Source organism: Thermogutta sp. (genome assembly GCF_039793925.1).
Classification (GTDB): Bacteria; Planctomycetota; Planctomycetia; order Pirellulales; family Thermoguttaceae; genus Thermogutta.
Genome location: NZ_JBAMME010000017.1, coordinates 1 through 8,310, shown reverse-complemented (window position 1 = coordinate 8,310; position 8,310 = coordinate 1). Strand labels below are relative to the sequence as shown.

General features: G+C 60.0%; 7 protein-coding genes and 1 pseudogene. 2 read left to right on the top strand and 6 right to left on the bottom strand.

Annotation, left to right across the window (positions count from 1 at the left end):
• Window positions 1–498, bottom strand: a pseudogene (locus ABJK56_RS00790) (hypothetical protein); the annotation flags it as partial.
• Between the two features lie 36 nt (window positions 499–534).
• A complete protein-coding gene (locus ABJK56_RS00785; RefSeq protein ID WP_347242764.1) occupies window positions 535–984 on the bottom strand; it encodes a hypothetical protein in 450 nt (149 codons plus the stop codon).
• A 227-nt stretch (window positions 985–1,211) separates the two neighbouring features.
• On the opposite strand from ABJK56_RS00785, the gene ABJK56_RS00780 reads away from it, so the two are divergent.
• Both ABJK56_RS00780 and ABJK56_RS00775 read left to right on the top strand, forming a co-directional pair.
• Window positions 1,212–2,045, top strand: a complete 834-nt coding sequence (locus ABJK56_RS00780) for a tetratricopeptide repeat protein (RefSeq protein ID WP_347242763.1) — start codon at window positions 1,212–1,214, stop codon at window positions 2,043–2,045.
• A 153-nt stretch (window positions 2,046–2,198) separates the two neighbouring features.
• Window positions 2,199–3,941, top strand: coding sequence for a prenyltransferase/squalene oxidase repeat-containing protein (locus tag ABJK56_RS00775; protein WP_347242762.1), 1,743 nt, complete (start codon window positions 2,199–2,201; stop codon window positions 3,939–3,941).
• 56 nt (window positions 3,942–3,997) lie between these two features.
• Here the strand turns inward: ABJK56_RS00775 and ABJK56_RS00770 are convergent, their stop codons facing one another.
• The 4 genes from ABJK56_RS00770 to ABJK56_RS00755 form a co-directional block, all read right to left on the bottom strand.
• Window positions 3,998–5,077 carry a hypothetical protein gene (locus tag ABJK56_RS00770; protein WP_347242761.1) on the bottom strand — a complete coding sequence of 360 codons (1,080 nt, stop codon included), beginning with the start codon at window positions 5,075–5,077 and terminating at the stop codon, window positions 3,998–4,000.
• Window positions 5,078–5,095: 18 nt separating this feature from the next.
• Complete coding sequence (locus ABJK56_RS00765; protein WP_347242760.1) at window positions 5,096–6,109, bottom strand: D-alanine--D-alanine ligase; 1,014 nt, start codon at window positions 6,107–6,109, stop codon at window positions 5,096–5,098.
• Between the two features lie 165 nt (window positions 6,110–6,274).
• Window positions 6,275–6,973 (bottom strand): YkgJ family cysteine cluster protein, encoded by a 699-nt coding sequence (locus tag ABJK56_RS00760; RefSeq protein WP_347242759.1) that lies wholly within the window; start codon window positions 6,971–6,973, stop codon window positions 6,275–6,277.
• A gap of 18 nt (window positions 6,974–6,991) precedes the next feature.
• On the bottom strand, window positions 6,992–8,310 hold a 1,319-nt coding region (locus ABJK56_RS00755; RefSeq protein ID WP_347242758.1), incomplete at its 5' end, for a KamA family radical SAM protein.

The window sequence follows — 8,310 nt, the reverse complement described above, 5'->3', positions numbered from 1 at the left end:
CACGTTGCCCACGGAAAAACCGTTGGCAAATGGCGGCAGCCACGCAGGAAGCACACCCAACTCGCGAAAAGGTCGGGCATCCTTCATCAAAAAGCCGGTCATCTTCCAGGAGCGGCTATCGGGTGTGATGCCGAAAAACGCGCACCACTGTGGATAAGCCGCGTCAAAAACCGGTCCTAGCTCCTCGATTTCTGGGGTGAGCGGAAGATCGGTATAAAGCGTGAGTCGAGCGGAGGCGATTTTGTGAAGACCAGCTTGGAGTAATCGCGCATCGTCAATCGGGAACCCGGGATACCGCCGGCCGGAGACGTCCGCTCCTGGCGCCTGGGCCAATACTTGGCTATCGCTCAAGCCTACAAAAACGGCCGTCAGAACCATCAGGAAACAGCCGGCCCAGCCTGTGGGATGGACAAACTGGTAGTTTGTACGGGAGCGACCCGTCCGAGCTCCGCGGGGTGAGAACTGGCTCGTTCTGACGCCCGTGGGAGAAAAGAGCATGGAAACCCTCCGACGATCCGCCGGGAACGAAACATTTTAATCCCAGTACGAGAGTTTTTTCACATAACTCAGGCAGCTCGTGGTCATGGCCTGAAAAACGGCCGCGTGCTTTTCGAACTCGCGATCCCAGCCCTGGGCGAAAAAGACATAGGTGCCTTGTTCCGTACGGACGCAATGGACCTGCGCTGTGCAGATGAGATCGAGATGGAAAAAGTTCATCTCGTAACCGATCAACTGGCGATTGCCGATCGTCACCGGTGAGGATTCCACCTCCAGCGTGTCATACTCCTGACGCATCGCCTGAACGGCGGCATCGGCCAGTTTTTGGGGATCGGTGTCCCGCGGATGAATACTGACGGACCAGAAGGCCCCTTCCGGACTATAGACCGTCACGGAATGGTGGCCCGTCCACAAATCGTCTTCTTCCACTCGCCAGTTCTCTGGATACTGGAAGCGGATCCCGCGGTTGTTGTATTCTGCCGGCATGGTTTTGACCTAGTTTTTCTGTTCTTCCTAATTGCCCCGGTTTGTGTGGGGGGTTCGTTCCAAGATGACCTATGGCTAACGGGCGACAGTTGGTAACATCGCCAGGCCGGTGATCCTTAAGCACGGGAAACAGTTTTAACCAGCACAGATCTATGCCCTATTGTACCCGGTGCGCGAAACTGGTGGTTATCGCCTCGGCTTTGCTTGCGGGGTCGGGGTGCCGCTTGATGCATCGGGAGCTGATGGCGACGCGGCTGCTCGAGCAGAGTCGCTTGCTCAGCCAGCAGGCGCACTACGCCCTGCAGCGGGGTGACCTTCAGGAGGCCGACCGCCTGCTTGTTCAGGCGTTGCGCACCTGTCCGACTGACGTGGAGGCGCGAGCGAACTATGCCCGGGTCCTCTGGCAGTGCAACAAGCGGGAAGAGGCCCTCCAGCAGCTTCAGATGGCTTTGGACTCCGCCCCCCAGAATCCCGATCTCCACGTTCAGATGGCGGAATTCCTCGTGGAGTTGGGCCGGCTGGATCAGGCCGAACGGCACGCGCGGTCTGCGATCGCGGTAGCTCCGAAAAGTCCCGCGGCCTGGCTGATTCAGGGGCGCATCGCCCTCATGAAGAACCGTCCGGACGAAGCCCTGGGCGCATTTTACCGGGTGCTGGGACTCCGCCCGGACGACCGAGATGCCCTCCACTGGATCGCCGAAGCATATCGGGTGAAGGGCGATTGGGAACAGGTGCTGGCAGTTCGGCAAAGAATTCTCCAAGGATACTCGCCGGGTGACGAACCACCTGAGCAATTGGCTGCGCTTGGCGAGGCTTATCGCATGCTGGGACGCTACGCAGACGCCGCTGCCACCTACCTTCAGGCTGCCCAGAGGTCGCGAGACTCCGCCCCGTATCTTGCTCTGGCGGCCGAATGCTATGCCCAGGCGGGGAATACGGACGCGGCACAGCGGCTAACGGCCCAAATTCAGCCTCAACAAGCGCCCCGCACCGCTGCCCCGCTGCCTCGTTTCCAGGGGGAAATGACCCGCATGGCAGGACAGGAGATGTTTCGCCGGTGAGCCTCGTGACCGGTGGGCAGAAAGAGCCGTCCTGCCGTGCCCAACTACCCGCGATTGACTCGCATCTGCCAGTCCGGGGAGCTGCCTAATCCCGTGATATAATTTCTCGAAGTATCCTAGATTGTCCATCTTGTGCACACTTGAGCAAGCGCCATGGGCGAGGAAAAGCCGCGACGACAGCCGGAGGGTGATTTCCAGCCAGCCGGCTTCCCGTCGGCCGAAAAAGCCTCGCTACCATCAAAAGAATCGTCAGGATCGCCATGCCCGGTTCCTTCGGAAAAACATGTTCGCTCCGGTCAATCGGGACAATCGGCTGGGCAAGGTGAGTCGCAGGAGCGTCCTCAATGGACGGCCGTCCGCGTGCCATTGGTGAAACCGCCAGCCCTCGCTGAATCGCAGCAGATTCAATCCATGCTGCCTGCGGAAGAAGGGACGGCGCTGCGTGAAGCCGTTCCCTCGAAGCGGGAATGGCGTCGGGGACTGGTGAGTTTCTTCGCGAGTGCCGTTGTCCACGCCGTTCTTCTGGTCGTGTTCTCCCTGTGGATCATTCACACGCCGCAAGGATTGAGCGGCATTGAGCTGGTAGCCACAGCAAATCTAGCGGTCAATGCACCTTTGCTGGAGAGCGACCTCATCCTGGAGAAACGGCCCGAGGAGCAGTCGTTCCTTACGGAACAATCTTTCGCGCTAACGCCAGCCACGGTGAGTATTTTGGGCGACGAGGAAGGAAACGAGCAGAGTACCACCACGGGCGCGCGCAATACCGGCCCACTCGATCCTGCTCGTCCCTGGGGCAACGGGGAGCCCGACTATCTATCGCATCTAGACCGTCCCAGCGGGGGTGGTCTGGAAGGTCGCACGCCGGAGATGCGGGCCAAGCTCGCCATTCAGGGAGACGGTTCGGCGGAGAGTGAAGAGGCGGTGGAACGAGGTCTGCGGTGGATTGCGGTCCATCAGGAGGAAGATGGTTCCTGGCGATTTGATTTGAAGGTTCATTCATGCCGGGGATACTGCCGTAATCCGGGAACAGAGCCGAGTACGACCGCTGCTACGGCACTCGCGATCCTGCCTTTTCTGGGCGCTGGATACACTCACCATAGCGGGCCCTACATCGACACGGTTCACCGGGGATTGTATTACCTCCTGCGGCGCGGACGGCAGACCGACAAAGGACTCGACTTTCAGGAAGGGATGAAAAATGGCATGTACGCGCAAGGGCTGGTGGCCATTGCCCTTTGTGAGGCATTCGCCATGACCAAAGACCCCGCTTTGAGGCAGCCTGCCCAAGAAGCCGTTCGATTCATCGAGTACGCTCAGGACAAAGCGGGGGGTGGATGGCGCTATCGGCCGGGAGAACCGGGGGACACCACAGTCACCGGTTGGCAGCTCATGGCCCTCAAAAGCGCTGAGATGGCAGGCCTGAAGGTCGATCGCTCGGTGCACTACGCGGCCCAGCGGTTTCTGGATAGCGTGGCCAGCGACGAGGGTGCCCTTTACGGCTATCAGGATCGCAATCCTCGACACAGCACAACCGCCATCGGCCTGCTTTGCCGAATGTACGCGGGCTGGCCCCGGCAGCATCCGCCTCTTGCTCGTGGCATCGCCCATCTGGCGGAATGGGGACCTTCAGAAACCGACCTTTACTACGACTATTACGCCACTCAGGTGATGCGGCACTGGGGCGGCTCCGATTGGAAGCGCTGGAACGACGTGATGCGAGAGTTTCTCATCAAAACACAGGCTAATCAGGGCCACGAGGCGGGAAGTTGGTACTTCGACGACCCGCATTCCCGGGTGGGGGGTCGGCTCTACACCACCGCCATGGCCGTCATGATCCTCGAAGTCTATTACCGCTACATGCCTCTTTATGGCAAAGACGTGTTTCCCGGTTTGTGAGGAACCGGATCGATTGGATAACCTGTCATGGGTGGCACTTGCTACCTCTTGGGACGTCACGTTTGCGCACGTGACCGTGCCAGGGCGTCTTCCAGCAACAGGCCAACAAGCTGTGCGAAAGACCGGCCCGCTTGAACTGCGGCGGCGGGAAATCCAGCATCCGGGCTGAGGCACGGGTTGGCATTGATCTCCAGAACGTACGGTGTGCCCTCGGGATCGACTCGGAAATCGACGCGGGCATACCCGGCTAGACCGAACAGTCGCCAGCATGCCAGGGCGGTATCGTTCAGCCGGTGCAGAAGCGGAGAGTCTTCAGAAGGGAACTCGAAACGCCGGGGAGTTGCGCGATACTCGAACGAATCCGGATCCCACTTTGCCCGATACCCCACGATCCGCAACTGCCGCGGCGAAAAAGCTGAGAAATCAATTTCCGCTGGGGGAAGCACCACCGGACCCCGGGCCGTCCCCAAAAGGGAAAGGTTGAACTCCCGGCCATCGATATACTCCTCTGCGAACCACGGTTCACCGGTGGCGGCTGTGCGTGCGGCAATCTCGGTTTGGATTCTTTCCCTTTGTTCGGTTCTGGATGCTTCCCAGAGCCGTTCCACCAGGCCGGCGGAGGCATGGGCCCAGGCCGACTTGAGTAAAAAACGCGCTTCCGAGGGAATATCTCCTTCCAGACGCCCAATTCGGTGAAATTCTTCCAGGTACTGTAACAGCCGGGGCTCTTCCGGCCGATCCGGGTTCTGCACGATCTCCGAGCCACATATCCACCGAGGCGTGGGCACGCCTGACTTTGCGAGAAGAAGTTTGGTCAGACGCTTGTCCCCTGTCAAAAGCAAAGCCCGGGAACCGTTGCCGGTGAAGGGAATGGAGAGCTCCTCAAGCACCCGGGCCGCCAGGTACTGGAAACGGTCGCTGCCATAAACGGATTCTACGAGATTGAACACCACGTCGGGGTGAAGCTCACGAACTCGTGTGCGAAGTTCCACGGGGGTGGTCCCGGCTGAAACGACGATGGCCTCATGTCCAAGCTCGCGAAGGGCTTCTGCCACGGTCTGTGCCTGAGTAAGAACGTCCCGCTCATCTTCCGGCGCTTCGGGTGCTACTTCTTGATGAACGACGACCACCCGCATCTCTGACTTCTCAACAGTTCAGCAAATGGCGTGGACAGGAGCATGGTCACGTCCGAGCCGCTGCAACGCCGATTCGATGATCGCTCCGATGAGATCGTGATAACTCATACCGGCGGCGGTGGCAATCATGGGAAGATCGGAATGCGTCGGATGGAGTCCGGCCAGTGGGTTGATTTCCAAAAACTGCGGCCGACCTTCCTCATCACAGCGCAGGTCCACCCGACCCGCATCCCGGCCATCCAGGACCCGCCACGCTTCCAGGGCGATTTGCTCGGCTTCGGCAACCTGGGGATCGTCTTTCCCAGAAACAAACCGATATTCCACCAGCTCTTCGCAGCGCTCTTTGTTCACGTAGGAATAAGCGTGGGCTTCGGCCTGGGGCTTGAGGATCACCTCCAGAGTTCCCAACACGCGAGCATAGTCGCCGGTGCCCAGCAGGCCGACGGTGAATTCTCGACCCGGCAGGTAGCGCTCCACCAGCACGGGTTGGCGGAACTGGTTGAGGAGCTGGTGGCAGACGCTGTTAAGCTGCCCGCCGTCGAGGATGAGAGAACTCTCCGAGATTCCTTTGCCTGTGCCCTCCGCCAGCGGCTTGGCAAATAGCGGAAAGGGCAACTCAACACGGGAAAGGTCGGCAGAAGAGCGAATCACGGCAAAGGTCGGTGTGGGCAAACCGGCCTCTCGAATGAGCGTCTTGGCCAGGGATTTGTCCAGGCTGATGATAAGGGCCCGCGGATCGGCAAAGGTGTAGGGGATCTGATAAGCCTCCAGAAGGGCCGGGACCTGCGCTTCCCGGGCCAGACCGTAGAGACCTTCGGCGATGTTGAAAACAAGGTCCCATCGGTCGCCGCTGGCGAGACGCCGGACCAGGGAAGTGATCCGTCCGATACGATCGACCTCGTGCCCGTTCGCCCGAATGGCCTCTTCAATCGCGGTGACCGTCTCTTCGCGATCAAATTCCGCGGTTTGCTCTTCGGAAAACCCCTCGGCCAGGTATTCGCTCCGCAGGTCGTAGGTCAAGCCGATGCGCATGGAGAGCTCCCTTAATGATTGCAACAATCGGGCCAGAGCGCTCTTTCCAATAAATCCTGATAAAGGCTTTCAAGAAACACCACATCCCGGGAGGGACAGGCAAGAGCCTGTCCCTTTCCGGGTGCAGCGGGATGCAGCGAATAGGTGGTACCCGTCTTCATCGCTTCAAGGCGCTTTGGTGACGGGGTAAGGCGGTGACGCTCCCTGGGGTTCTCCCAGAGAAGCACTGCCGCTCACGATGGGGCGCTCGGCAGCGGCCATAGGCGTGGGTTGCGCAAGGTCCGCCTTCTCGGTGGCCACCGGCACGTCCACCCGCCGGTGAGCTGTCTCATCGGTCGCCAGTGGTGAGGACGGAGCCCCGGGTCCCACGGGGCGGGCATGGGGCTCCAGCCGGATCTCCGCATAAAGTTGTCGGTGCCACACTTCTGCCTGGGCCCGGTTCATGTTCAGGGCCTCCAGCAGCCCCACGCCGGGTGGCAAAAGCTGCACGGGGCAACCCTTGGCCAGCTCCGGTTCCAACCCCCGCGCCGTGTAGTTGATGGGATAGAGCCGACACACCAGGGGCCGAACCTCCAACGGAAGCTGGCAGCCTTTTGGTCCTAGAAACACACAATCGCCGTCGGCTTTCCGCTTGAGTACACGGCGTGAACTGTCGGGGCGGAACACGCACGCAACCCACTCAGGATCGTCGTCCTGATCGAGGTACACCGGATTGTCTGGGACACGGAACTCGTAGAATCCGGTTTGGCCGGTGAATGCTTCGATGCGCGCCACATCACCGGGCGTCACGTAGATTTCGCACGTCTGGCAGCAGGTCTTACCGAGCCGCGCGCAGCGTGCGCAGAGCGACTCCGCTTCTTGCATGATCCAGTGCTCCTTGTCTCACTTTGCCGGTGAATCAAGGGGATCTGGATAACGGAAGATCCGCCCTTCGTAATTACGAATGAGTAAGTCATCGCCGTCACGACCTACCACATAATTGGGTTGCAACGGGACCTTGCCCCCACCGCCGGGAGCGTCAATGACGTACGTGGGAACAGCGTAGCCCGTCGTGAATCCCCGCAACCCTTCGATGATCTCCAAACCTTTGGAGACGGGCGTGCGGAAGTGAGCCGAGCCGCTGATCGGGTCGCACTGGTACAGGTAGTACGGACGTACCCGCATCTTCAGCAGCTCGTGGACGAGCCGTTTCATCGTCTCCACGTTGTCGTTGATCCCGCGCAACAGGACCGTTTGGGAACCCAAAGGAATCCCGGCATCTGCCAGCCGCGTGCACGCAGTAAAAACTTCCGGGGTGCACTCGTCCGGATGGGTGAAATGGATACTCATCCACAGAGGGTGATAACGCCTGAGCATCCGGCAAAGCTGGGGCGTGATCCGCTGGGGAAGCACCACGGGGACTTTGGTCCCGATGCGGACAAACTCCACATGGGGAATTTTCCGCAATTCCCGCAGGATCCACTCCAGCTTTTCGTCGCTCAAGGTTAGGGGATCACCGCCGGAAAGCAGCACATCCCGGATCGCCGGTGTACGGCGAATGTAATCCAGCCCCATCTGGATTCGTTCGGGACTGGACTTAATCTCGCCGTGGCCGACAACTCGGCTCCGCGTGCAGTACCGGCAGTACGTCGAGCAGAAGTCATGCACCAGGAAAAGTACCCGGTCAGGATAGCGGTGGACAACTCCCGGCACCGGGCTGTCGTCGTCCTCGCCCAGGGGATCGTCCGCCTCACCAGCCGAGCGAACAAACTCGGCCGTTCGGGGGATGACCGTTTTCCTCAACGGGTCTTCCGGGTTATGTGGCGAAATGAGCGCCATGTAATAAGGCGTGATGCCCACGGGGAGCTTGGCACCGGCTTGTTCCAGTGCTTCGCGCTCGTCAGGCAACAACAGGAGCATCCGCTCAATGTCGACAAGCGTTCGAATCCGATGGCTGATCTGCCAGTGCCAGTCGTTCCAGAGCTTGTCGGGGACATCGCGGAAGAAGGTTCGACGAAACTGTCGAACACGGGGATCGGTCTTTACCCGCCGCGTAACAACCGGCGGTTCCACCGATTCAAGAGACGACTCTGCACCCAGAATTTTCAGGTAAGGCAGGTGACCAAGGCGATTGGTCGGAAGAGTGGGGGAAATTTGGAGCGCCGTCGGGGAACTCGGAGGTTCCTCTTCGACAGCCCCCAGCGACGACTCAGCGTCAAAGG